The organism is Sulfuriferula plumbiphila (assembly GCF_009938015.1).
In the GTDB taxonomy this organism is placed as follows: domain Bacteria; phylum Pseudomonadota; class Gammaproteobacteria; order Burkholderiales; family Sulfuriferulaceae; genus Sulfuriferula; species Sulfuriferula plumbiphila.
Window position 1 is genome coordinate 1,276,573 of the sequence record NZ_AP021884.1, and the last position, 22,973, is coordinate 1,299,545.

Consider the following 22,973-nt stretch of genomic DNA (forward strand, 5'->3'; position numbering starts at 1 on the left):
AATGGCCAAGAAAGAATACGCGTTTTACCCCGGCTGCTCGTCGCAGCGCGGTGCCTCGGCGTCCAACTACCTCAAGTCCGTGGACTCGATGTGCAAAACCCTCGATATCAAGCTCACCGAAATCCCCGACTGGAATTGCTGCAGCGCCTCCATCGGTTATGCCGAAGGCGGCGAGCTGCCGCGCCACGTGTTGAATGCGCGCAACTTCGCGCTGGCCGAGCAAAATCTGCCGGGCCAGGAAATTGTTGCGACCTGCGCTGCCTGCTGGCTGGGCGCGCGCGAGACCAAGGAGCGTCTGGACGCCTCATCGCAATTGATGGCGGACACCAACGAAGCACTCAAGGAAGCCGGTCTCCACTACAAGGGCGAGGCCGACATCCGCCACATGGTCGAAGTGTTGATCGAGGACTTCGGCTACGACGAACTGAAAAAACCGGTGGTTAAATCGCTGGAAGGCATCAAGTTCGCCGGTTATGTCGGCTGCCAGACCAACCGCCCGTTCGGCATTGACGGCGAATCCTTCGAAAACCCCATGTACCTGGACAAGCTGGTGGAAACCGTCGGTGGCGAAGCCCTCGCCAGCTACGACCAGAAAGTTACCTGCTGCGGCGGCGCGCTGGCTTTTTCCGAGCCGGACAAAGCCCAGGCGCAGATCAAGGACATTGTCGAGTCCGCCTACGACCACGGCGCTGAAATGATCGTCACGCCATGCCCGCTGTGCCAAGCCAACGTGGAGATATATCAGGGTGCCATCAACAAGAAATACGGCAAAAAATTCAACATGCCGGTGATGTATTACAGCCAGTTGATGACCGTCGCCTATGGCGGATCGGCCAAGGATGCGGGGCTCGACGGCCAGATGATCCGTGCCACCAGGCTGGAAGAAATCGCCGCCAAGCGTTAAGCTGTCCGGACCAATTGACACAGGGGCGTTTGCCCCTGTTTTTGTTTCATTTCATAAAAGGACTGCCATGCACCAGCCCAAAACCATGGACGAGCTGATCGACCTCGTCCACCAGGCCGTTTACGAAGTGGACGAACTGCGTGCCTGCGTCGAGGACGATCCCGAGGAAATGGAACGCTACCTGCCGTTTATTGACCAGCTCGACGTGCAATTGCGCAAGCTGTTCGATGACATGACCGCCGGTCGCTACACTTGCCCTGCGCAAACCGACCTCGATTTCATGCCGCTGGTGCAAAAATGGGGACGCGATATCCCGTTCAAGCCGCTTTTATTGGCAATTAATCAGGTGCACCGGAACGGATTTCGCGCCTAGCCGTCTTATTCGATAGAATATTCCCCAATCATCGAATTCAGGACAGCCATGCAGTTCAATCAAGCCCAGGTTCACCCCGGCGGTTTCGTTCACGACATGGACGAAGCCACCCTGCATCACGCCCAGCAGGCTGCTGCCCGACAGCTGGGGCTGAACGCACACTTCACAGACACCCTGCGCAGCGACGGCGCGGCGGGGCCGGAAATGGCAGTGATCCCGGCCGGCTGGTTCGAGATGGGTTCGCCCAGCCACGAGCCAGGTCATGAGCCGAGCGAAGCACCGCAGCGCTACGTGCAACTCAGTCGCGCTTTTGCGATGGGTCGCTACACTATCACCGCCGAGGAGTGGTTGCGTTTCCGTGCCGCCACCGGCTGGAGCCAGGCGCGCGAACTGATCCAGGCGCACGGGCGCGAGCCGGTGGTGAACATTCGTATGGCTGATGCACTGTTGTTCATCGCATGGCTGAACAGTGAGACCGGCCAACTGTACCGTCTGCCCAGCGAAGCCGAGTGGGAATATGCCGCGCGTGCCGGCACCCATACCCCGTTTCATTATGGCGATTACGCCAGCTGTCGCGACGTGCTGTTCAAACCGATGTTTCCGTTCCCGGAAAAAACCAAAAAACGCCGCAGCTTCTTCCCGCAATGCGCTCCCATGATGTGGGCGATGGAAGTCGGCACCAAACCCGCCAACCTATGGGGGCTGCATGATATGCACGGCAACGTCTGGGAAATGACCGCCAGTTCCTGGCAATCTGATCATCAACAGGCGCCGTCCGATGGTCACAGCCTGCCTGGGCGCGGCAGCAATGACCGCATTGTGGTCAAGGGCGGCTCGTGGTTCGATCCCGCCACCGCCGCCCGCAGCGCAGCCCGCCGCTCGCGGCTCCGGGATGAACTGGATGTGAATCTGGGGTTCAGAGTGGTGCGGGAGATATAGCCGCATAGGCTATGTTTTGACTGGCTGCACACTACAGGCTGGAATACGAAATCATGGGGCAGACACGATTAAGCAATCGCTACCCGCATCACAAGTCGCCGGGGCCCCGCCCGGCAATGGCCTGACTTTCTCTTGCTTGCCCAGGAGAAAGCAGGCAAAGAGCAGGGCACCTCATGGCGCCGCCCCTGCGAGATACCTTCGTCTGAGCCGAAGCCCGGCCTTCTCCGTAGTTCGTTTTGATTCTTCAAGTCCAGCCCGGGGTCAAGGGTACGATTTTTACCATCATGGAACCATATGCGTGATTGACCTGTCTTTCGGGTGGTAAAAAATGAAAACCATTCTCATTAATTAACTGATACATCACCATGAATACACTTGTCGCGCCGTCCCGCGCTCGCTTGGCCGCTTTCTTTGCCGTGGCGGGGCCCGGTCTGGTTGTCATGCTGGCCGATACGGATGCCGGTAGCGTTATCACTGCAGCGCAGAGCGGTGCTCAATGGGGATACAAGCTGTTGGCACTGCAATTGTTATTGATCCCGATTCTTTATCTGGTTCAGGAACTCACTTTGCGCCTGGGTCTTCTCACCGGGCGCGGTCATGGCGAACTTATTAAACAACACTTCGGCCGTGGCTGGGCGTGGCTGTCGGTGTCCACACTGCTGGTGTCCTGCCTCGGTGCGCTGATTACCGAAATGAGCGGCATCGCCGGCGTAGGCGCGCTCTACGGCATTCCCATCTGGGCCAGCGTGCTGGTCACGCTGGGGTTCTTGCTGACGGTGGTGATTTCCGGGTCGTACCGCTCGGTAGAGCGCGTCGCGGTGGCCATTGGTCTGTTTGAACTGGCCTTTGTCTACGTTGCTGTGGTGGCCCGCCCGGACCCGGCAGAGGTGCTTCATGGCCTTACCAGCGTGCCGCTGGCCGATCACGGTTATCTCTATCTGGTGGCGGCCAACATTGGTGCGGTGATCATGCCGTGGATGGTTTTCTACCAGCAGTCAGCCGTGGTGGACAAGGGTCTGAAACCGCACCATCTGCCGGCAGCGCGCTGGGACACGGCGATCGGCGCAGTTGTCGCTCAGGTCATTATGGCGGCCATTCTTGTAGCCGTGGCTGCCACCTTCGGGCGCAGCGGCGGGGATTCCCGGCTCGACACGGTGCAGCAGATTTCCCATGCGCTTACCCCTTACCTGGACGTGGAAAATGGCCGCCTGATGTTCGCCCTGGGCATGCTGGGTGCGTCGCTGGTGGCGGCCATTGTGGTGTCGCTCACCGCCGCCTGGGGGCTGGGTGAAGTCACCGGGTACAAACACTCGCTGGAACATCACCCGCGCGAGGCACCATGGTTCTATCTGGTGTTCGTGGCGGTACTGGTGGCAAGCGGCCTGCTGGTGAGTTCCGGTGTCAACCTGGTCGACCTCAGCGTCGGCGTAGAGGTCATGAACGCCCTGTTGCTGCCGGTTGTCCTTGGCTTTCTCTACGCGCTGGCGCGGCGTGCCCTGCCTCGCGGCAGCCAGCTTCGGGGCGCCTACGCCGTGATCGTGGCGCTGACGATTACACTCACCGCCGGGCTGGGTGTGTGGGGCGGGTTAACCGGCCTGTTTGGCTGACACAGGCCGCACCTGTCCGGTCAGCCGCCGCCCGCGCTGCCGGATGGATCTGGCACGCAAGTATTCTTGAACGGGGTGTGCTCATTCAATTCCCCGATGTAATGCGCCACGCCCAGCGATTCGCGTTCCAGAAAGGTTTCCACCGCCTGGGCAAAGCGCGGGTGGGCCAGCCAGTGGGCAGAGGCGGTTGCCACAGGCAAAAATCCGCGCGCCAGCTTGTGTTCGCCTTGCGCGCCGCCTTCGAATAGCCGGATGCCGCGTGCGATGCAGAATTCGATGGCCTGATAGTAACAGGTCTCGAAATGCAGTGCCGGGGAGTAGGCGTGCGCGCCCCAATAGCGACCGTATAGCGTGGTGTTGTCGTAAAGGTTTAGCGCGGCGGCAATGTCGTGTCCACCCTGGCTGGCGACGATCATCAGCACGTTGTCCGGCAGTGCATGACCCAGGCGCTGAAAAAAATCCAGGTTGAGGTAGGGAGTGGAGCGGTGCTGGCGGTAGGTGTTGTCGTAGCAACCGGTGAAAAACGCCCAGTCCGCGGCACGGATGTCGTTGCCGGTCAATTGGCGGAAGCTGATGCCGGCCTCACTCACACGGCGCCGCTCCTGTTTGATTTTCTTGCGCTTGTCGTGGCTCATTGCGGCGAGGTAGTCGTCAAAACCGGCGAAGCCATGGTTGAGCCAATGAAACTGGACGCCGCGCCGGATCATCAGCCCGGCGTCCTGCAACACGGCGCTGTCGGCTGCGCCGGGGAACAGGCAATGAAAGGATGATGCACCGACAGCCTGTGCCTGTTCGATGGCAGCGTGAACCAGCAGCGTGCGCTGGGTGTCGCTCTTCGCCAGCAGGCGTGGCCCGGTGACCGGGGTGAACGGTATCGCTGACAGCAATTTGGGGTAGTAGGCCAGACCGTTGCGCTGGTAAGCGTCAGCCCATGCCCAGTCGAATACGTATTCGCCGTAGGAATGGTTTTTCGCGTAAAGAGGCAGCGCGGCGACCAGGTGTTCGCCTTCCCATAGCGTGAGGTGTTGCGGCAGCCAGCCGGTTTCATCGCTCACGCAGCCGCTGGCTTCCAGCGCATGCAGGAAGGCGTGGGAGAGGAAGGGCTGGTTTCCGGCGAGCCGGTTCCAGGCTGCGGGCGTGACTTCGTGCATGCCTGCCAGCACGCGCAACTGAGGTGGTTGTGGCGTGTTCATGGGTTTTCCGACACAATTCGGTTTTTGCTAAAAAACATTTCGAGCATGAATTTACACGAATATCAGGCCAAGCAGTTATTGCGCGAGTTCAACATCACTACCCCGCGCGGGATTGTGGTGGAAGATCCGACCCACGCCGAGCTGGCCGCGACCGGCTATCTGGGCGGCGACGCCTGGGTGGTGAAGGCGCAAATCCACGCCGGCGGTCGCGGCAAGGCCGGCGGCGTGCGGCTGGTGAAATCCATAGCCGCATTGCAGGAAGCGGCGCATGCGCTGCTGGGCACGTCTTTGGTGACCTACCAGAATGCCCCGGGCGGACAATTTGTGAGCAAGCTGCTGGTGGAGGAAACCCTGCCGATTGCGCGCGAAATGTACCTGAGCCTGCTGGTGGACAGGGAAACCGAGCGCGTCGCGGTGGTGGCCTCGGCTGCGGGCGGCATGGAGATCGAGGAAGTCGCGCAAACCCAGCCGGACAAGATTCTGCGTGAATTATGCGATCCGCTGCTAGGCCTGCAGGAATTCCAGTGCCGCAATCTGGCGTTTGGTCTGGGGTTGTCTGGCAGCCATGTCGGCGACCTGACCCGCATGTTGCGCGCGCTGTACAGGCTCTTCACCGAATCCGACCTGAGCCTGCTGGAAATCAACCCGCTGGTGATTACCGAAGACGGGCGCATGGTCGCGCTGGACTGCAAGATGGGCGTGGACGACAACGCGCTGGGCCGGCAGAAAAAATTCGCCGGCCTGCGCGACGACACGCAAATCGACGCCAGGGAAGTCGCCGCACAGGAGGCCGGTCTCAATTACATCGCGCTGGCCGGCAACATCGGCTGTATGGTGAACGGCGCCGGGCTGGCGATGGCGACCATGGATCTGATCAAGCTGCATGGCGGCGAACCGGCCAATTTCCTTGATGTCGGGGGCGGTGCCACGGCTGAAACCGTCGCCAGGGCGTTCAAGATCATCCTCTCCGACAGCAAGGTGCGCGCCGTGCTGGTGAATATTTTCGGCGGCATCATGCGTTGCGACATTATCGCCGACGGCATCATCCAGGCAGTGAAGGAAGTGGGAGTGCAAGTGCCGGTGGTGGTGCGCCTGGAAGGCACCAACGTTGATTTAGGCAAGCAAAAACTGGCCGAAAGCGGCTTGTCCATCATTAGCGCCGACGGCTTGACCGATGCGGCGCAGCGCGCTGTTGCCGCAGTACAGGGTTCCTGACATGAGCATACTGGTTAACAAAAATACCAAAGTCCTGTGCCAGGGTTTCACCGGCAAGCAGGGCACGTTTCATTCCGGGCAGGCGCTGGCCTATGGCACGCAGATGGTGGGCGGCGTGACACCGGGCAAGGGCGGACAGACACACCTCAATCTGCCGGTATTCAACACCGTGCGCGAGGCGGTGCGGCAAACCGGCGCCCATGCCAGCGTGATTTATGTACCGGCAAATTACGCGGCGGATTCCATCATGGAAGCCGCGGATGCGGGGATAGCGGTCATCGTCTGCATCACCGAGGGCATTCCGGTGCTGGACATGCTCAACGTTAAAGCCGCGCTGCGCGCCAACGGTGCCAAATTGATCGGCCCCAACTGCCCGGGCATCATCACTCCGGACGAATGCAAGATCGGCATCATGCCCGGTTTCATCCATCAGCGCGGCAAGGTGGGCATCGTCTCGCGCTCCGGCACGCTCACCTACGAGGCGGTGCACCAGACCACCCGGCTCGGGCTGGGACAGACCACCTGCGTGGGCATCGGCGGCGACCCCATCAAGGGGCTGGATTTCATTGATTGCCTGGAAATGTTCCAGGCCGACCCGGAAACCGAAGCCATCATTCTGGTGGGCGAGATCGGCGGCGCGCGCGAGGAAGAAGCCGCCGACTACATCAAGCAGCACATCACCAAGCCGGTGGCCGCCTACATTGCCGGACGCACCGCGCCCAAAGGCAAGCGCATGGGGCATGCCGGGGCGATCATCGCCGGTGGCAGCGGCACCGCAGAAGCCAAGATGCGCGCGCTGCAAGCCGCCGGTGCGGTGGTGGCGCAATCCCCGGCGGAAATGGGCGCGGCGGTGCAGATGGCCATGCAGCGATGAAAATTGCGCTGGCGCAGATCAATTGCACGGTGGGCGATCTGGTCGGCAACGCGGCCAGGATACGTGCCGCGACGGCACGTGCCCAGGCAGCAGGCGCGACTATCCTGCTGGCACCGGAACTGGCGTTGTCGGGCTATCCACCGGAAGATTTATTGTTGCGCGATGATTTTTATGTTCAGTCCGCTGCTGCATTAAACAGCCTGCTGGATGCGGCGCACGGGATCACGATCGTGGTGGGGCACCCTCTCAAGGAAGGTAATCGCCGCTATAACGCCGCCTCGGTGCTGCGCGCCGGCAAAATTGAAGCGGTTTACCGCAAGCAGCGCCTGCCCAATGACACGGTATTCGACGAAGTGCGCTACTTCACGCCGGGCACGCAAGCCTGCGTGTTCGAGCAGGATAACGTGCGCTTTGGCGTGAATATCTGCGCCGACGTGTGGGAACAAGGTGCGGCCTGTGGCGCCGCCCAGGCCGGGGCGGAAGTGCTGCTGGTGCTCAACGCCTCGCCGTTTCATGTCGGCAAGCAGGAGGAGCGCTACCAGGTGGTGCGCGAACGTATTCGTGAAAGCAACCTGCCCGTGGTGTATTGCAATTTGCTGGGCGGGCAGGATGAGCTGATCTTCGACGGTGGCTCCTTCGTGATGAATGCAAATGGCGAGCTCACCAGCCAGTTTCCGGCGCTGGCTGAAGATGTTTATCTGGTCGAAATAGATGGCGTGTCGCCGCTAGCGGGCGAGATCGCGCCGGTTTTGAGCACCGAGGCATGCGTGTACGCGGCGCTCAAGCTGGGCGTGCGCGACTACATTGTGAAAAATGGCTTTTCCGGTGTGTTGCTGGGCTTGTCCGGCGGCATTGATTCGGCGCTGACGCTTGCGCTGGCAGTAGACGCACTGGGCGCAGACAAGGTTCACGCGGTGATGATGCCGTCCGAATTCACCGCCGATATCAGCCTGGAAGACGCCCGCACCATGGTGACAACGCTGGGCGTGAAATACAGCGAGTTGCCCATCCAGGGCGTGTTCGACAGCTTCCTCAACGGCCTCGCCGGCGAATTCAACAATTTGCCGTTTGACCTCGCCGAGGAAAACATCCAGGCACGAATACGCGGCACGCTGCTGATGGCGCTTGCCAACAAGTTCGGCCACATCGTGCTGACCACCGGCAACAAATCCGAAATGGCGGTCGGCTATGCCACGCTGTACGGTGATATGGCAGGGGGCTTCGCGGTGCTGCGCGATGTGCCGAAAACGCTGGTGTACCGGCTCTCCAATTACCGCAATGGCATTGCGCCGGTGATACCGCAACGCATCATTGAGCGTGCACCCTCCGCCGAATTGCGCGCCGGCCAGACTGACCAGGATTCGCTGCCCCCATACGAAATGCTCGATGCGATCATCGAGCGCTATGTCGAACATGATCAGACGCCTGCCGAGATTGTCGCTGCAGGCTACAATGAGACCGAGGTCGTACGCGTGATTCGCATGATCGACCGCAGTGAATACAAACGCCGCCAGGCGCCCGTGGGCATCCGCATTACGCCGCGTGCATTTGGCAAGGACCGCCGCTATCCGATCACTTCCCGGTTCAGGCCGGGCTGATTTGTTTTATGCAAGGGGAATGAAATGAAAAAAATCGAAGCCATCATCAAGCCGTTCAAACTCGATGAGGTACGTGAGGCGTTATCGGAAATCGGTGTCACCGGCCTGACCGTCACCGAAGTCAAGGGTTTTGGCCGCCAGAAAGGGCATACCGAACTCTACCGCGGTGCCGAATACGTGGTGGATTTTTTGCCCAAGGTAAAAATCGAGATTGTGGTGTCGGACAATCTCGTCGACCAGGCGGTGGAAGCGATTGTGAATGCCGCACGCACCGGCAAAATTGGCGACGGCAAGATTTTTGTTACCAGTGTGGAGCAGGTGGTGCGGATTCGTACCGGCGAGACCGGCGATACTGCGATTTGATCTGGCTGGTGGCGGCTTGTCTTGTCTGGCCTTGCTGCCAGCTTCAGACACAAGCTGATTTAGAGTTGCCAGAAACGCCACCAGGGTTTGCTTTTGTCAAAATTGCCGGAGACATATTTGCTGTTCGGGAAATTTTTCTGCAGCACGCGCAAGGCATCATCGCGCAAGTCATTGATGCCTATTTTATCGTAGGACTTTACCAGCACTGCCAGCGCCTGCTCGATCGCGGGTGCATTGGGGTAGTGCTCAATCGCGTACTGCGCGCGCTTGCTGGCTGCGACATAGGCACCGCGCTTGTAGTAATACAGGGCGACGTGGACTTCGTGCGAGGCCAGCGCATCCACCAGGTATTTCATGCGCGCCAGCGAATCCGGGGCATATTTGCTGTTCGGAAAACGTGTGACCAGTTCGCGGAACGAATCAAACGACTCGCGTGCGGCCTTGGGATCGCGCTCGGTCATATCCTGGTCCCCAATACTTCCCAACAGCCCCTGGTCTTCGGTAAAGTTGGCCAGTCCCCTCAGGTAGTAGGCGTAATCCACATTGGGATGTTCGGGGTGCAGCTTGATGAAGCGGTCGCAGGCGGCAATGGCGGAAACCGGCTCATTGTCCTTGTAATAGGCGTAGGCCACTTCCAGTTGCGCCTGCTGCGCATAGCGGCCGTAGGGGTAACGCGCTTCCAGCGTCTCGAAGTATTTGATGGCTTTTTCGTAGCCACCCGAATTGAGCTGATCCTTGGCTTCCGCGTAGAGTCTTTGTGCTGACCAGCCCTGGGTTTCATCAACCGTCTTGGGTAACAAGCCACATCCGGCCAGCAGTACCACCAACAAAACAAGTAAACTTCGTTTCATGACATCGTCCGTAAAACAGTTGCCAGATTATACTCCAAACACTTCTGCCGAAGCCGCTATCGTGGCGGAAATCCCCGCGGCCAGTGCCGGCCAGCGGCTGGACCAGGCGCTGGCCGCGTTGCTGCCTGATTATTCGCGCAGCCGCATCCAGCACTGGATCCGGCATGAGCGGGTGACGGTCAATGGCCGTTTGCTGGCGGTCAAGGACAAGGTGTGGGGGGGGGAGCAGGTACAGGTCATACCCGACACGCATCCCGCCGAAGTGCCGGCGGCCCCCGAGGCCATCGCGCTGCAGATTGTCTACGAGGATGATGCCTTGCTGGTGGTCAACAAGCCTGCCGGGCTGGTGGTGCATCCGGGCAGCGGCAACTGGCAGGGAACCATGCTGAATGCGCTGCTGCACCATGCGCCGCAACTGGCCGGGGTGCCGCGCGCGGGCATTGTGCACCGGCTTGACAAGGACACCAGCGGCCTGCTGGTGGTGGCGAAAACACTTACCGCGCAAACCAGTCTGGTGCGCCAGTTGCAGGCGCGTAGCGTCAAGCGCGAATACCTGGCTGTGGCGCACGGGCTGATCGCGCAAGACGGCAAGGTCGACGCGCGCATTGGCCGTCACCCCAGCCAGCGCACCAAAATGGCGGTGGTGCACTCCGGCCGCGAGGCCGTCACGCACTACACCGTGCTCGAGCATCTTGGCCACTGCACCCTGATTCGCTGTGTGCTGGAAACCGGCCGCACCCACCAGATTCGCGTGCATTTGCAGTCCATCGGCCATGCGCTGGTGGGTGATCCGGTATATGGTCGCGCCACCCAGACGGCAGCGCTGCGCGATTTCAAACGTCAGGCGTTGCACGCTACCCGGCTTGGGCTGCTGCATCCGCTCAGCAGCGTGTTACAGGAATGGCAAGTTGAACCACCCGAGGATTTTCAGGCCTTGCTCGATCATTTGAGAGCGGAGACAGCATGAATCCAGACTGGATCGTCCCGGATTGGCCGGCGTCGGCACAGGTCAGAGCGCTGGTGACAACGCGTGCCGGTGGCGTGAGCACAGCACCCTACGCCGGGCTGAATCTGGGCGACCATGTGGGTGATGATCCCGCCAGGGTGGCACAAAACCGTACCATTTTGCGTGCCTCGCTACCCGCCGAACCGGTCTGGCTCAAACAGGTGCATGGCATTGCGGTGTTTGACGCCGATAGCGGCATTGCCTCAACAGAAGCCGATGCCAGCGTGACGCGTCAGGCGGGTCCGGTGTGCGCCGTACTCACCGCCGATTGTCTGCCGGTGCTGTTTTGCGACCGCGACGGCAGCGTGGTGGCCGCCGCCCACGCAGGCTGGCGCGGGCTGGTTGGCGGGGTGCTGGAGGCCACGGCCGCCGCCATGCAGGTGCCAGCAGATAGCGTGATGGCCTGGCTGGGCCCGGCTATCGGCGCGCAGGCGTTTGAGGTGGGCGACGAGGTGCGTGAGGCATTTGTTGCCGTGCAGCCAGAAGCATCTGCGGCGTTTGTTGCGCAGCGGCGCGGCAAATGGCTTGCAGATATTTATGCCCTGGCCCGACTGCGGCTGCAGCGTATTGGCGTCACCCGGATATACGGCGGTGGCGCGTGTACCTACAGCGAGCCCGTGCGTTTTTATTCGTATCGGCGTGATGGTGCGACGGGGCGCATGGCCAGCCTTATCTGGTTGCAGCGCGATGGAACAAAGCCAGCCCGTTAAACCGCTTTCACGCTGGTGTGCCGGTAGATTCCAAAGCGCTTTGCTGGTGCTGGCTTGCATACTGATGAGTATGCTTCTGCCCGCCTATGCGGCGGGGCTGGATTACCGGGTCGAACTGGATGTGCCTGAAGCCTATCGCGCTTTGCTGGAAAAAAACCTGGACATCAACCGCTGGCACAATAATCCGGTTTTGGACACCGCGCAGCTGCAAAGCCTGTATCAGGCTGCGCCGGACAATATCCGCACCCTGCTCGCCACGGAGGGTTTTTACTCCCCCCAAATCACAGCTTCGATTGCATTGCAGGACAAGCCGGTTCGAATGCGCTTTGTCATCGTTCCAGGCGCGCCAACACAGGTGGCGCAGTTTGACCTGTCCGTGCAGGGGGCGCTGGAGCAGACGCCTGAGGTGCGTGACAAACTGCTCGCCCAGCTGCGCCAGGCGTGGCTATTGCCACCCGGCAGCGTGTTTCGCCAGACGGCCTGGGAGTCGGCCAAACGCGACGCATTGAAAGCCTTGTTGATTGAGCGCTTTCCCGCTGCCCGTATTGTTTCCAGCCAGGCCGTGGTCAATCCAGAAACACGCCAGGCGACGCTGAGCCTGGTGCTGGACAGCGGTCCTGCGTTCAGCTTTGGCGCACTGCACATCAGCGGTCTGGAGCGTTACCCGGCCAGCATTGTCGAACGGCTCAACCCGATCCAGCCGGGCGCGCCCTATGCGCAGGCCAAACTGCTGGAATTTCAGGCGCGTTTGCAGGGCACGACTTATTTCCGCACGGTGAGCGTGTCCGCCGACACCGATCCGGCGCACCCGGACCAGGTGCCGGTGCAGGTCAACGTGGTGGAAAACCCGTCCAGCAGGCTCGGCTTCGGGATCGGTGTCAGCACTGATAGCGGGGTGCGCGGGCAGATCGAGTATCAGGATCTGAACGTGATGCGACACGGCTGGCGTTTCAAGAGCCTGCTCAAACTCGAAACCAAGCTGCAATCCCTGAACACCGAGTTGCAGCTGCCGCGCAATGAACTGGGTTACCTCGACAGCATCAACGCCTTTCGCGAACGTACCGATATCAAGGGCGAGACCAGCGTGCGCGTCGGTACCGGCGTCAAGCGCACGCGCACCAAAGGCCGGATTGAAGCCACGCTGGCGGCGCAGTTCCAGACCGAGCACCAGTCCATCGCGGGTGCTGCCGGGAATAACCGCAAGGCGCTCACCCTCAACTACATCTGGACCTACCACAATGTGGACAATCCGCTGTTTCCGGCGCGCGGCTATGTGTTCAGCGCCCAGCTGGGCGGTGCGGCGCGCGCGTTGCTGTCGGATCAGGATTTTGTGCGCGGCTACACACGTGCGGTGTATTACCTGCCGCTGGGCCAGCGCGACGGCCTGATTCTGCGTGGCGAGCTGGGCGGCGTGCTGGCCGCCAGCAGCAACGGGATTCCCTCGGATTTCCTGTTTCGCACCGGGGGCGACCAGTCGGTGCGTGGTTACCCTTATTTGAGCCTGGGCGTGAAACAGGCGAATGCGATTGTGGGCGGTCGCTATCTCGCCGTGGGCAGCGCTGAGTACGACCACTGGCTGACCGAGCGCTGGGGCGCAGCGATCTTTTATGACGTGGGTGATGCCGCCGATACCCTGCCCAACCTTCATCTGGTACAGGGTTACGGCCTGGGTGCGCGCTGGAAGAGCCCGGTCGGCCCGCTCAAGCTGGATCTGGCCTATGGTCAGGCAGTGCACGCATTGCGCCTGCATTTTAGCGTCGGGGTGTCGTTCTGATGCGTGCGCGCCGGCTGGCGCTGCGCTGGGCTGGCGGGCTGGTGTTGTGGCTGGGCCTGCTGCTGGCGCTGATCGCGGGACTGGTCTGGCTGGCCGGGCGCGAGCCGACACTGCATATCGGCGTACAAATTGCCACGCGCCTGGCTGGCGGCCAACTCAGCTTCGAAGGTGTAAGTGGCTCGTTGTACGGGCCGCTTAAATTCACCCGCGTGCGACTCGATACCCCGGAGCGGCGCATTGAAGCGCGCGATGTCGTGCTCGACTGGTCGCCGCGCGCACTGTTGTATGACCATCAGCTGCTTATCCGGCAGCTGACGCTGGCCAGTCTCGACATCACCCTGATCAAACCCGGCCCCGAGCCACTCAGGCTGCCTGCCACGCTGCGCCTGGCATACGGGCTGGCTATCCCGGACGCGCGCATCGAGCGCCTGACGCTGCACCAGGGCAGGCGCAGCTGGCCGCTGTCGCAGGTGCGGCTGGCGTTGACCAATCCGGGTGACGCCTACCACGCCAGACTCAGCGTGCAGAGCCCGTGGGGCGCGGGACAGGCCAGCGCCCGCCTCGCGCCGGATGCGCCGTTTGCCATTAACGGCACGCTGGATTTCGCTCGCAACGATGGCCTGCATGATTATACCGCGCACACCGCACTGAGCGGTACGCTGGAGCATCTGGGGGTGCAGGGAGCGGGCAGTTCGGGCGCTGCCAGCGGTCGCTGGCAGGCACGACTGACACCATTTCAGCCAGTGCCGCTGCAACAGGCGGACGTGAGCGTGCGCCAGCTCGACCTGCGTCGTCTGGGCGCCGGTCTGCCGCAGACCGACATGGATGCCGGCCTTACGCTGCAGGCGCGTACAGCGGCCACATTTACCGGTGGGTTGAGTCTCGCCAACCGCTTGCCAGGCGCGCTGGATGCCGGTCGCATACCAGTCAGGTCTGCGCATACCCGGTTCAGTGGCAACCTGGATCAGCTTGCCTTGCAAGCACTGGCGCTCGATTTGGGGGACGCCGGGCAGTTCAAAGGGGAGGGCGGTTTGCAACACGGTCTGCTGGCAGTGAAGCTGAGCACTGCCAATCTGAATTTGCATGGCCTGTACAACCCGCTGCGTCCCACGCGCCTGGCGGGCAAACTCGCATTGGGCGCGGAGCAGGGCGCGCAAACGCTGCTCGCCGAGCTGACCCAGGCGGGCTACCGCATCGCGTTCAATGCCCGCCGCGCAGGCGAGCAACTGATTATCAACAACGCGCAGCTGGCGGCGGGCGGCGGCGAGTTCAGTTTCAACGCCAGGCTGGCATTGGCCGGCAACCATGCCTTCAGCGCCCGGGGTCAATTGCGGCGCTTCGACCCGTCGCGCTTTGGCGGCTACCCGGCAGCAAGCATCAACGCCACTGCCGCAGCGCAAGGCCAGTTCGGTCCGCAAATCAGCGCCAGCGTTGCGCTCAATGTGGCGCACAGCCGTTATCGCGGCCAGCCGCTGTCAGGCAAAGGCACATTCAAACTGGCCGCAAAGCGCGTCCGGGACAGCGACATCGCACTGCGCCTGGGAGCCAACCGGCTCGAGGTCAACGGTGCGTTTGGCGCCGTCAATGACCGCCTGGACTGGCGCCTGGCTGCACCCGACATGGCGGCATTCGGGCAGGGCTTCGGCGGGCGCATGACGGCACGGGGCAGCTTCGGCGGCAGTCTGGCGCAGCCCTCGGCTACCTTGAAACTGGAAGGGCAGGCGCTGGTGTGGCAGGGCACCCGGCATCTCGATAGCGTGTCGGCAGCGGGCCAGCTGCAACACGGACTCAATGGCGTATTGAATCTGTCTGCGCGCCTGCGCGGCTATCGCAGCGCAGATTTCGCGCTCGCCAGCGCCGCACTGGATGTGCACGGCACACGTACGGCGCATACGATCAATCTGGCCGCGCGCAATCCGCAGATTGACGCGCGCGCCACGCTGAGCGGCGGCTGGCGCAATGGTCGGGGCTGGAACGGGCGCATCCTGCGTCTGGAAAACAGCGGCCGCTATCCGGTGGCGCTCAACGCGCCAGCCCTGCTCGCGTTCGGTGCGGGGCATGTCAGCCTCAGCCACGCTGAATTCGCCCTGGCACGCGGCCGTGTGCGCGTGGATGAATTTGCCCTGCAGAGCGGGCGGATTACCGGCCAGGGCAGCATGAGCGGGCTGGATAGCGCATATTTGCTGCGTCTGGCCAATATCAACCCGGATGTGGAGAGCACGCTGATCGTGGGAGGCAAATGGCAGTTCGCAGCCGCCAGCCAGGTCAATGGCAGCATCCAGCTATGGCGCGAGCGCGGCGATGTCACGGTGCCGAGCGAGCCCAGAACCGCATTAGGCATCCAGCGCCTCGCCCTCACCCTGCAGGCTGTCGATAGCCGCATCCACGCCGAGCTGGACGCGCAGGGAAACAAGCTCGGCGCAGTCAGCGCGCATGCCGCTACCACCCTGGCACAGCGCAATGGCAAATGGGGTTTGGCGGGCAATGCCCCGTTACGCATCGCCGCCCAGGTCAACATGCCGGCGCTGGCCTGGGTAAGCCCGTTGCTGGGTATGCCGGTCACGCTGGACGGCGCAGTGCAGGCGCAAATCAGTGCCAGCGGCACGGTCAATGCGCCGCTGCTGAGTGGCGCAGTGAGTGCCGACAAGTTGCGCTTCACCTACCCCGGGCAGGGCATCGCGTTCACCGACGGCAGCCTGCGTGCCAGTCTGCACGGTGACACCCTGACTCTGGACAGCCTGCGCCTGCGTGCGGGCAGCGGCAGCCTGAGTGGCACCGGTACAGCGCTGTTGCGTGACGGCAAACCCGCCATGCAGATTGCCTTGCTGGCGGACAAACTAGCCTTGTTGCAGCGCCCGGACCGGCAGTTGACGGTGAGCGGCCATGCCGATGTCAGCCTGGCGCCGCGCCTGATTCGCGTCACTGCCAGAATCAGCGCCGATCGCGCCATGATCGCGCTGCCGCGCGATGATGCGCCGACCCTGAGCTCGGACGTGATCGTGCTGGGACGGCAAAAACCGCAGCCCAGCAAGCGTCTGCCCACGGCGCTCGACTTCGACCTGGATTTTGACATGGGCGACCAGTTTTACCTGACAGGACGCGGTGTGGATGCGCGTCTGACCGGCCTGGTCAAGCTGCACGCCCGTGATGGTGGCCTGCCTACCGCTATCGGCAGCGTGCAGGTCGCCAAAGGCACATACAGCGCCTATGGCCAGCGCCTGGACATTGAACGCGGCGTGGTGAATTTTTCCGGGCCGGTGGATAACCCCGGACTGAATATTCTTGCCCTGCGCAAAAATCAGACCGTTGCGGCGGGCGTGGCGATTACCGGCAGTGCGCTGGCACCCGTGGTCAAGCTGGTGTCCGTCCCGGATGTGCCGGACACCGAAAAGCTGTCGTGGCTGGTGCTGGGGCACGGCACGGAAAACAGTAGCGCCGCTGAGTTCAGCGTGCTGCAGACGGCGGCTGGCGTACTGTTGGGGATGGGTGATTCGGTCAGTCTGCAAGCCAGGCTGGCCGAGGCAACCGGCTTGAGCGAGGTGAATCTGAGCGGGGGCGGCTCGCTGAAAAACAGCATCCTGGTGCTGGGAAAACGGCTATCGAAAAACGTTTATCTGAGCTATGAACAAGGGCTGGCAGGCACCACCAGCCTGGTCAAGATCAACTACACCCTATCCAGGCGCGTGTCAGTGCGTGCGCAGACCGGCAGCCAGAGTGCAGTGGATGTATTTTATACTTTCAGCTTCCGCTGATTCGACCTGGAAAAAGTGATTAACCATCGATTAACCATGGGGCGCACGGAGAAAACCATGAAAGCAAAATCCAGGACACTTCCCTGGGCTTGATTTTTGCCTTCTTGTTTTCCCCGTGTTCTCCGTGCGCTCTGTGGTGAATGCCGTTTTTTAGGATCAAACAGCCCACTCGAAGCGCATGGACAGATCCACTGCCTGAACGTGTTTGGTCAGGGCGCCCACCGAGATGCGCTGCACACCGGTTTCCGCTACGCTGCGGATGGTGTCGAGGCTGATATTGCCGGAGGCTTCCAGCACCGCCCGGCCAGCGGTGAGCCTGACTGCCTCGCGCAGCGCGTCGAGAGTAAAATTATCCAGCAGGATCAGGCGCGCGCCGGCATCCAGCGCCTGTTGCAGCTCGTCGATATTTTCCACTTCGATTTGCACCGGCACGCTGCCTGCCACCTGTGCAGCAGCGGCCAATACCCGGGTTATGCTGCCGGCCGCCGCGATATGGTTTTCCTTGATCAGAATGCCGTCATACAGCCCGCTGCGCTGATTTGCACCAGCGCCGGTCAATACCGCGTATTTTTGCGCCAGGCGCAGTCCGGGCAGTGTTTTACGCGTATCCATTACCATCGCGTTGGTGCCCGCAATTGCATCGACATAGCGCCGTGTGATGGTGGCGGTGGCAGACAATGTCTGTAAAAAGTTAAGCGCAGGGCGCTCGGCTGTCAGCAGCGCACGCGCATTGCCATGAATTTCACACAGCATCTGATCGACACCAATACAGCTGCCATCGCGCGTGTACCAGTGGATTGCGACTGACGGATCGATCTGGTGAAAGCACGCTTCAAACCATGCCTGGCCGCACAAAATTGCTTTTTCCCGGCAGACTACCGCTGCACGTGCGGTGGCATGTGCAGGAATGAGACGGGCGGTGAGATCGCCGCTGCCGATATCCTCGGCAAGTGCAGCGGTGACATTGGCATGGACAGCATCAGCCAGTTCGGCAGACAGGGAAACGGCGTGTGAGGAGGACATGGCGGCGCGCTTGAGTAAATTGGCAGGCAGGTATTTTGCGGGGTGACGTGTTGGCGAGCAAATATAAACTTACAAAAGGCAATGTTAGCCACGGCATGGTTTTCCCCGTATTCTCCGTGACCTCCGTGGCTAACTGCTTTTTCCAGGATATGAATGCTACGATCCGCCAAATGCAAAATCGGAATCATCCGCTGTGGATAGAAAGCGTTTGCGAGTGTCCGATAGTTCCCACAGGATCGTGTCAATCAGTATCAGTTCTTCCACCACTTCGAAGGGAAAGCCTTTGCGCGTGCCGCGATTATCTATCATGAGGTCAGCGAGATAGGTTTCCACATCGGGTGTGCCCCATTTTTCCGTTAGCGCCTGGGCGATGCGCGGGAACAGGTTTTCCAAGTGGCTGTGGGCGTCGGCTGGCTGGTCGCTTATCATGATTTTTCTCCTCTTTATGACTGTCGGCCGGTTGAAATTATGAACTGCCTCACCATCTTATGGATAGTCTAGCCATTCAAGGATAACAAGCCATGCGTTTTGACAAACTTACCACGCAGTTCCAGCAAGCGCTTTCCGATGCCCAGAGTATGGCGTTGGGGCAGGATAACCAGTTTATCGAGCCGCTGCATCTGCTGGCGGCATTGATCGACCAGACCGAGGGCGGCACCACTTCGCTGCTGGCGCGCGCTGGCGGCAATGTGCGCGCGCTGCGTACCTCTTTGCAGGAGGCCATCGGGCGTCTGCCCAAGGTGGAAGGACACGGCGGCGAGGTGCAAATCTCGCGCGAGCTCAACAATTTGTTCAATCTCACTGACAGGGAAGCGCAAAAGCGCGGCGACCAGTTCATCGCCAGCGAGCTGTTCCTGCTGGCGGCCTGCGACGACAAGGGCGAAGTGGGACGGCTGCTCAAGCAGCATGGTGTCGCCCGTCCGGCGCTGAATGCGGCCATCAGCCAGGTGCGCGGCGGCGAGAACGTGGCGAGCGCAGATGCTGAAGGCCAGCGCGAGGCGCTCAACAAATACACGCTGGATCTCACCGAGCGCGCGCGCCTGGGCAAACTCGACCCGGTGATCGGCCGCGACGACGAGATTCGCCGTGCCATCCAGGTGTTGCAGCGTCGTACCAAGAACAACCCGGTGCTGATCGGCGAGCCGGGTGTGGGCAAGACCGCGATTGTCGAGGGCCTGGCGCAGCGCATTGTGAATGGCGAGGTGCCGGAGACGCTGAAAGGCAAGCGCGTACTGGTGCTGGATATGGCCGGGCTGCTGGCCGGTGCCAAGTACCGGGGCGAGTTCGAGGAGCGGCTCAAGGCGGTATTGAAGGAGGTCGCCCAGGACGAGGGCCGCATCATCCTGTTTATCGACGAGCTTCATACCATGGTCGGCGCAGGCAAGGCGGAAGGCGCGATGGACGCGGGCAATATGCTCAAGCCGGCACTGGCGCGCGGCGAGCTGCATTGTATCGGTGCGACGACGCTGGACGAGTACCGCAAATACATCGAGAAGGACGCTGCGCTGGAGCGGCGTTTCCAGAAGGTGCTGGTGGACGAGCCATCGGTCGAGGACACCATCGCCATTTTGCGGGGCCTGCAGGAAAAATACGAAGTGCACCATGGCGTCGAGATTACCGATCCGGCCATTGTCGCGGCGGCGGAGCTTTCCCACCGCTATATTACCGACCGCTTTCTGCCGGACAAGGCGATTGATCTGATTGATGAAGCCGCCTCGCGCGTCAAGATGGAGATCGATTCCAAGCCGGAAGTCATGGACAAGCTGGAGCGGCGCATGATCCAGCTCAAGATCGAGCGCGAAGCGGTGAAGCGGGAGAAGGACGAAGCCTCGCAGAAACGCCTGCAGCTGATCGAGGATGAGTTGCTGCGCCTGCAGCGCGAATACAACGATCTGGAGGAAATCTGGAAGGCGGAAAAAGCCATGGTGGCGGGTGCCCAGCACGTCAAGGAAGAGATCGAACATCTGCGTGCAGAGATGGCCGATCTGCAACGCCAGGGCAAGCTCGACAAGGTCGCGGAGATTCAATACGGCAAGCTGCCAAAGCTCGAAGCCCAGCTCAAACAGGCCGAGGCGGGTGAAGGTAAGCACGAATTCAAGCTTCTGCGCCGGGAAGTAGGCACCGAGGAAATCGCCGAGGTGGTGTCCCGCGCCACCGGCATTCCCGTTTCCAAGATGATGGAAGGAGAACGCGACAAGCTGTTGCATATGGAAGACGCGCTGCACCAGCGTGTGGTGGGGCAGGACGAGGCGGTGCGCCTGGTGTCCGACGCCATCCGGCGTTCCCGATCCGGCTTGTCCGACCCCAACCGGCCCTACGGCTCGTTCCTGTTCCTCGGTCCCACCGGCGTGGGCAAGACCGAGCTGTGCAAGACACTGGCGGGTTTCCTGTTTGATTCGGAAGAACACCTGATCCGTATCGACATGAGCGAGTTCATGGAGAAGCACTCGGTGGCGCGGCTGATCGGCGCGCCGCCGGGGTATGTCGGCTACGAGGAGGGCGGCACACTCACCGAAGCAGTGCGGCGCAAGCCCTACAGCGTGATCCTGCTGGACGAGGTGGAAAAAGCCCATCCGGACGTGTTCAACGTGTTGCTGCAAGTGCTGGACGACGGACGCCTGACCGACGGCCAGGGGCGCACGGTGGACTTCAAGAATACCGTCATTGTGATGACCTCCAACCTCGGTTCGCAGATGATCCAGCAGATGGCGGGTGACGATTACCAGGTCATCAAGCTGGCGGTGATGGGCGAGGTAAAAACCTATTTCCGCCCCGAGTTCATCAACCGCATTGACGAAGTGGTGGTATTCCACGCACTGGGCGAGGCGCATATCCTCTCCATCGCGCGTATCCAGGTGCAGTATCTGGCGAAGCGGCTGGCGGCCATGGGCATGGGCTTTGAGATCACCGATGCGGCACTGGCGGAATTGGCTGCGGTCGGTTTCGACCCGATATTCGGCGCACGGCCTTTGAAACGGGCTATCCAGTCGCGGCTGGAAAATCCGCTGGCGAAGGAAATTCTGTCCGGACATTTTGCCGAGAAGGATACCATCCGGGTGGATTTCCGCGATGGGGCAATGGTGTTCGAGAAGGGTGCAGCTACCCAATAAGGAGTTGCGGGGATATCAATTAAGTACTTGCCGTGAAGTCTGCAATGGCAACAACACAGCGGTAACGGGTAACGTTGGACATTTTGACCGGCATGACGGAAACGGAACAGGTCGATTACTCGACCTGTATGCCTGACTTCGTTTCGCCTAATCCAGCGCGATAGTTATATTATCGAGCGATGGTGGAGCCGAAACTCGGAGACGAAACCGACTAGCGCTTGCTCATTCCCGCACCGGCACCCATTCCCGCACCGGCGCCCATTCCCGCACCGGCGCCCATGCCCGCACCGGCGCCCATGCCCGCACCGGCGCCCATGCCCGCACCGGCGCCCATGCCCGCACCGGCGCCCATGCCCGCACCGGCGCCCATGCCCGCACCGGCGCCCATGCCCGCACTGGCGCCCATGCCTGCACTGGCACCCATGCCTGCACTGGCACCCATGCCTGCACTGGCACCCATGCCCGCACTGGCGCCCATGCCTGCACTGGCACCCATGCCTGCACTGGCACCCATGCCTGCACTGGCACCCATGCCTGCACCGCTACCCATGCGCACACCGCTGCGTTCGGTTGGTTTGTTCAGACTGATATCGCTTGCACTGCGGGCAGAAGCTTGGGTAGCAGGCATGCCTTGCTCGACCCGAGCCTGGAAAGTGTTGAGCACGTTCTGGGTCGCGGCAGCGGAATAGCCCGCGTCGATAGCCTGGTCGGCGGTCTTGGTCACTTGCTCGGCGGGAATGCCTTGGCGAACTTGGTTGCGTATCTCGTCACCCACCCGGCGCAGGTCGCTGGCGCTGTAGTCGTGCTCAACACCGCTACGGACAACCGCATAGGCCTGATCGACAGGTACACCGGCAGCCACCAGGTCGCTCAGCACCGCATGTGCGGTTTGTTGAGCATCTGCAGTCTTGGCCTGGACATGATCCAATTGAACCTGCGCTTCTTGCTCGGTGGCAGCTGCAGCGTTTCCGCTAAGGAACACGCTCAGCAAGGCGATTGCAAGTGTGGAGGGAATTTTTTTAACCATGATAAATGCTCCTTTGTGAGTTGATATTGATTCCACCCGGTTTGGCGGTGAACAGTGAGCCCCTTGTTGCCTCCTGTTGCTTCCTTAGACGAAAGCCCGCACACACTGGTTACAGTTCCCGAAAATTCGCCAGGTCGTGGAAAGCATGCTTCTGCGTGCGCCAATCATTCTGCCGGGTGCTTACCGGTTCGATATTTCGGTGGGTCCAGATTTCGTCGGGCACTATTCAACCCGTTGCGCCCAGGCGTGTTTTCAGCCAGAAGTAGCGTCGCTGTCGGGAAGTGCTAACTGGATTGCATCACTTAGGATGACGGTATCTTGCTGCGGCGCAAGCTCCCCGGTGAGGATCATCCTACGATGCGGGTGAACAAGCCTGTTTCTGCGATACCGAGTTTTTTGGCAAACCCCAAAGCGATGAGGTGGCCGACCGCTTCACCAGCATTTTGGAATTGTGTCTACCAAGGGGTATATGTCTTTCTGGGAGGCGCAAAATCGGGAGCTCCCTCACCGCCTCAAGCAGGCGGATCATCCTGGCCAGGGTCATGCCTTGGACGAGCGGCATTCCACGGAATGTGAGCTGCGCAATCCTCATTGAGACCAGCATCGGGACTGGGCAGCGAGATTCTGTGATCACTTTTAATAGGCCGGTAAGGG

General features: G+C 61.2%; 18 protein-coding genes. 13 read left to right on the top strand and 5 right to left on the bottom strand.

Going from position 1 to position 22,973, the window contains the following annotated elements; genetic code table 11:
• Position 1 precedes the first annotated feature (1 nt).
• The 4 genes from GZH91_RS06775 to GZH91_RS06790 all read left to right on the top strand — a co-directional run bounded on the left by GZH91_RS06775 (position 2) and on the right by GZH91_RS06790 (position 3,823).
• Entirely contained in the window at positions 2-904 is a 903-nt protein-coding gene (locus tag GZH91_RS06775; protein ID WP_147074628.1) for a CoB--CoM heterodisulfide reductase iron-sulfur subunit B family protein, read from the top strand.
• Positions 905-971: 67 nt separating this feature from the next.
• A complete protein-coding gene (locus tag GZH91_RS06780; protein WP_147074627.1) occupies positions 972-1,277 on the top strand; it encodes a hypothetical protein in 306 nt (101 codons plus the stop codon).
• A gap of 48 nt (positions 1,278-1,325) precedes the next feature.
• On the top strand, positions 1,326-2,216 hold the full coding sequence (locus GZH91_RS06785; protein WP_198415424.1) for a formylglycine-generating enzyme family protein: 891 nt from the start codon (positions 1,326-1,328) through the stop codon (positions 2,214-2,216).
• Positions 2,217-2,581: 365 nt separating this feature from the next.
• Positions 2,582-3,823 (top strand): NRAMP family divalent metal transporter, encoded by a 1,242-nt coding sequence (locus tag GZH91_RS06790; RefSeq protein WP_198415425.1) that lies wholly within the window; start codon positions 2,582-2,584, stop codon positions 3,821-3,823.
• 20 nt (positions 3,824-3,843) lie between these two features.
• Here the strand turns inward: GZH91_RS06790 and GZH91_RS06795 are convergent, their stop codons facing one another.
• On the bottom strand, positions 3,844-5,016 hold the full coding sequence (locus tag GZH91_RS06795; protein WP_147074626.1) for a GNAT family N-acetyltransferase: 1,173 nt from the start codon (positions 5,014-5,016) through the stop codon (positions 3,844-3,846).
• Positions 5,017-5,061: 45 nt separating this feature from the next.
• Here GZH91_RS06795 and sucC point away from each other — a divergent pair, with 45 nt between their 5' ends.
• From sucC to GZH91_RS06815, 4 genes are read left to right on the top strand one after another with little or no spacing between them, the layout of a single operon-like run.
• Entirely contained in the window at positions 5,062-6,231 is a 1,170-nt protein-coding gene (sucC, locus tag GZH91_RS06800) for an ADP-forming succinate--CoA ligase subunit beta (RefSeq protein WP_147074625.1), read from the top strand.
• A gap of 1 nt (position 6,232) precedes the next feature.
• Positions 6,233-7,105: a succinate--CoA ligase subunit alpha gene (sucD, locus tag GZH91_RS06805; RefSeq protein WP_147074624.1), complete on the top strand. Its 873-nt coding sequence runs from the start codon at positions 6,233-6,235 to the stop codon at positions 7,103-7,105.
• Positions 7,102-8,703: an NAD+ synthase gene (locus GZH91_RS06810; RefSeq protein ID WP_147074623.1), complete on the top strand. Its 1,602-nt coding sequence runs from the start codon at positions 7,102-7,104 to the stop codon at positions 8,701-8,703. Before sucD ends, GZH91_RS06810 begins: the two co-directional genes overlap by 4 nt.
• A 24-nt stretch (positions 8,704-8,727) precedes the next feature.
• The gene (locus GZH91_RS06815) at positions 8,728-9,066 is read left to right on the top strand and encodes a P-II family nitrogen regulator (RefSeq protein WP_147074622.1); all 339 of its coding nucleotides are present in this window, start codon (positions 8,728-8,730) and stop codon (positions 9,064-9,066) included.
• Positions 9,067-9,125: 59 nt separating this feature from the next.
• Here the strand turns inward: GZH91_RS06815 and GZH91_RS06820 are convergent, their stop codons facing one another.
• Positions 9,126-9,917, bottom strand: coding sequence for an outer membrane protein assembly factor BamD (locus GZH91_RS06820; RefSeq protein WP_147074621.1), 792 nt, complete (start codon positions 9,915-9,917; stop codon positions 9,126-9,128).
• A 61-nt stretch (positions 9,918-9,978) separates the two neighbouring features.
• Here GZH91_RS06820 and rluD point away from each other — a divergent pair, with 61 nt between their 5' ends.
• From rluD to GZH91_RS06840, 4 genes are all read left to right on the top strand, one after another.
• Entirely contained in the window at positions 9,979-10,884 is a 906-nt protein-coding gene (rluD, locus tag GZH91_RS06825; protein WP_232522223.1) for a 23S rRNA pseudouridine(1911/1915/1917) synthase RluD, read from the top strand.
• Positions 10,881-11,633, top strand: coding sequence for a peptidoglycan editing factor PgeF (gene pgeF / locus GZH91_RS06830; RefSeq protein WP_147074619.1), 753 nt, complete (start codon positions 10,881-10,883; stop codon positions 11,631-11,633). The genes rluD and pgeF overlap by 4 nt, the downstream gene beginning before the upstream one ends.
• A gap of 64 nt (positions 11,634-11,697) precedes the next feature.
• On the top strand, positions 11,698-13,407 hold the full coding sequence (locus GZH91_RS06835; RefSeq protein ID WP_161984197.1) for an autotransporter assembly complex protein TamA: 1,710 nt from the start codon (positions 11,698-11,700) through the stop codon (positions 13,405-13,407).
• The gene (locus GZH91_RS06840; RefSeq protein ID WP_147074617.1) at positions 13,407-17,159 is read left to right on the top strand and encodes a translocation/assembly module TamB domain-containing protein; all 3,753 of its coding nucleotides are present in this window, start codon (positions 13,407-13,409) and stop codon (positions 17,157-17,159) included. The genes GZH91_RS06835 and GZH91_RS06840 overlap by 1 nt, the downstream gene beginning before the upstream one ends.
• A gap of 156 nt (positions 17,160-17,315) precedes the next feature.
• Here the strand turns inward: GZH91_RS06840 and nadC are convergent, their stop codons facing one another.
• Together nadC and GZH91_RS06850 are read right to left on the bottom strand one after the other, a co-directional pair.
• Positions 17,316-18,182, bottom strand: a complete 867-nt coding sequence (gene nadC / locus GZH91_RS06845; RefSeq protein WP_147074616.1) for a carboxylating nicotinate-nucleotide diphosphorylase — start codon at positions 18,180-18,182, stop codon at positions 17,316-17,318.
• Between the two features lie 156 nt (positions 18,183-18,338).
• On the bottom strand, positions 18,339-18,611 hold the full coding sequence (locus GZH91_RS06850) for a hypothetical protein (RefSeq protein ID WP_147074615.1): 273 nt from the start codon (positions 18,609-18,611) through the stop codon (positions 18,339-18,341).
• 92 nt (positions 18,612-18,703) lie between these two features.
• Here GZH91_RS06850 and clpB point away from each other — a divergent pair, with 92 nt between their 5' ends.
• Positions 18,704-21,292, top strand: a complete 2,589-nt coding sequence (clpB, locus tag GZH91_RS06855; RefSeq protein ID WP_147074614.1) for an ATP-dependent chaperone ClpB — start codon at positions 18,704-18,706, stop codon at positions 21,290-21,292.
• A gap of 211 nt (positions 21,293-21,503) precedes the next feature.
• Here clpB and GZH91_RS06860 read toward each other — a convergent pair whose 3' ends face one another.
• Entirely contained in the window at positions 21,504-22,319 is an 816-nt protein-coding gene (locus GZH91_RS06860) for a hypothetical protein (protein ID WP_161984198.1), read from the bottom strand.
• Between the last annotated feature and the right edge of the window lie 654 nt (positions 22,320-22,973).

What these genes read in the sequence shown, in the direction of transcription:
- GZH91_RS06775 (WP_147074628.1), top strand. Translation starts at nt 2, where the DNA reads ATGGCCAAGAAAGAATACGCGTTTTACCCCGGCTGCTCGTCGCAGCGC.
- GZH91_RS06780 (WP_147074627.1), top strand. Translation starts at nt 972, where the DNA reads ATGCACCAGCCCAAAACCATGGACGAGCTGATCGACCTCGTCCACCAG.
- GZH91_RS06785 (WP_198415424.1), top strand. Translation starts at nt 1,326, where the DNA reads ATGCAGTTCAATCAAGCCCAGGTTCACCCCGGCGGTTTCGTTCACGAC.
- GZH91_RS06790 (WP_198415425.1), top strand. Translation starts at nt 2,582, where the DNA reads ATGAATACACTTGTCGCGCCGTCCCGCGCTCGCTTGGCCGCTTTCTTT.
- GZH91_RS06795 (WP_147074626.1), bottom strand. Translation starts at nt 5,016, where the DNA reads ATGAACACGCCACAACCACCTCAGTTGCGCGTGCTGGCAGGCATGCAC.
- sucC (WP_147074625.1), top strand. Translation starts at nt 5,062, where the DNA reads ATGAATTTACACGAATATCAGGCCAAGCAGTTATTGCGCGAGTTCAAC.
- sucD (WP_147074624.1), top strand. Translation starts at nt 6,233, where the DNA reads ATGAGCATACTGGTTAACAAAAATACCAAAGTCCTGTGCCAGGGTTTC.
- GZH91_RS06810 (WP_147074623.1), top strand. Translation starts at nt 7,102, where the DNA reads ATGAAAATTGCGCTGGCGCAGATCAATTGCACGGTGGGCGATCTGGTC.
- GZH91_RS06815 (WP_147074622.1), top strand. Translation starts at nt 8,728, where the DNA reads ATGAAAAAAATCGAAGCCATCATCAAGCCGTTCAAACTCGATGAGGTA.
- GZH91_RS06820 (WP_147074621.1), bottom strand. Translation starts at nt 9,917, where the DNA reads ATGAAACGAAGTTTACTTGTTTTGTTGGTGGTACTGCTGGCCGGATGT.
- pgeF (WP_147074619.1), top strand. Translation starts at nt 10,881, where the DNA reads ATGAATCCAGACTGGATCGTCCCGGATTGGCCGGCGTCGGCACAGGTC.
- GZH91_RS06835 (WP_161984197.1), top strand. Translation starts at nt 11,698, where the DNA reads ATGAGTATGCTTCTGCCCGCCTATGCGGCGGGGCTGGATTACCGGGTC.
- GZH91_RS06840 (WP_147074617.1), top strand. Translation starts at nt 13,407, where the DNA reads ATGCGTGCGCGCCGGCTGGCGCTGCGCTGGGCTGGCGGGCTGGTGTTG.
- nadC (WP_147074616.1), bottom strand. Translation starts at nt 18,182, where the DNA reads ATGTCCTCCTCACACGCCGTTTCCCTGTCTGCCGAACTGGCTGATGCT.
- GZH91_RS06850 (WP_147074615.1), bottom strand. Translation starts at nt 18,611, where the DNA reads ATGATAAGCGACCAGCCAGCCGACGCCCACAGCCACTTGGAAAACCTG.
- clpB (WP_147074614.1), top strand. Translation starts at nt 18,704, where the DNA reads ATGCGTTTTGACAAACTTACCACGCAGTTCCAGCAAGCGCTTTCCGAT.
- GZH91_RS06860 (WP_161984198.1), bottom strand. Translation starts at nt 22,319, where the DNA reads ATGGTTAAAAAAATTCCCTCCACACTTGCAATCGCCTTGCTGAGCGTG.